We start from the raw sequence: 1,218 nt of genomic DNA on the forward strand, positions 1-1,218 counted from the left end.
GGAACAGTCGTTGAATGGTTCGACCGTACCAATGAGGTCATGATTCAGCAAGAAGTTGATAACATCGTAAACGCTGCAAGAGCTGGTGACTTGTCTCAGCGAATCGCTATAGCCGGTAAGGAAGGCTTCTTCAAGCAATTGAGTACAGGACTAAATGACGTACTCGATAATACCGACACCTTCATTTCTGATATGAGCAAGCTCTTTGAAGAAATGGCTCAAGGTAATTTGAGTCAGGCACTCTCTACTAATTACCAGGGTGATTTTGAGAATATCGCTAACAATGCTAATGCCACGCTTAGCAAATTGAGTTCTGTTCTAAGTGAAATCATGGGCATATCAAGCTCTGTAAATGAGTCCGCTAATGAGATCTCACAAGGCAGCGTCGACCTAAGCAACCGAACAGAAAGCCAGGCCAGCTCTCTGGAAGAAACCGCTGCCAGCATGGAAGAAATTACCAGTACGGTGAAAGAAAGCGAGAAGAACTCAGACGATGCAAACTACGAAGCTAACGATGCTCGTGTGAAAGCCGAGTCAGGCGGACAAGTTGTTAATCAGGCGGTTGAGGCGATGAAAGAAATTTCTGAATCCAGCAACAAGATTAATGACATTATCGGCGTCATTGATGAGATAGCTTTCCAAACTAACTTATTGGCACTTAACGCAGCTGTGGAAGCCGCAAGGGCAGGTGAACACGGACGTGGTTTTGCAGTGGTGGCAGGTGAAGTTCGAACCTTGTCCCAACGCTCCGCCAGTGCCGCGAAAGAGATCAAAGACCTTATTCGCGACAGTGTCAATAAAGTCGAGTCAGGCTCAATGTTAGTCAATCAGACAGGTGAAACCTTAAATGGCATCGTCCACTCCGTAGAGCAAGTTGCACGCCGTATAGAAAGCGTCAATGTTGCTGCCAAAGAACAATCTAACGGAATTGGACAGATCAACCAGGCCATTTCGCAAATGGATGAGATGACACAACAAAACGCAGCATTGGTTGAAGAAACTGCCGCTGCGTCAAGGTCTATGAGTGACCAGGCGAGTAAGATGCAACAATTGGTTCGTTTCTTCAGAACCTAGTCTGTCTGTGGCATAATTCGCAGCCTAAACCGAAAGGGGAGTCATTTGACTCCCCTTTTTTTGCACCAAAGTCTCAAACCTAGATAAAAACGAACCACTATATGTCAGCACAAACGAACGATATTCTTCAACAAGAACTACTTA

The 1,218-nt window shown here is 45.5% G+C and carries 1 protein-coding gene; it reads left to right on the forward strand.

Features of this window, described 5'->3' with window-relative positions:
- On the forward strand, positions 1-1,074 hold a 1,074-nt coding region (locus A3756_RS24970), incomplete at its 5' end, for a methyl-accepting chemotaxis protein (protein WP_231875635.1).
- Between the last annotated feature and the right edge of the window lie 144 nt (positions 1,075-1,218).

This window comes from Oleiphilus sp. HI0086, assembly GCF_001635225.1.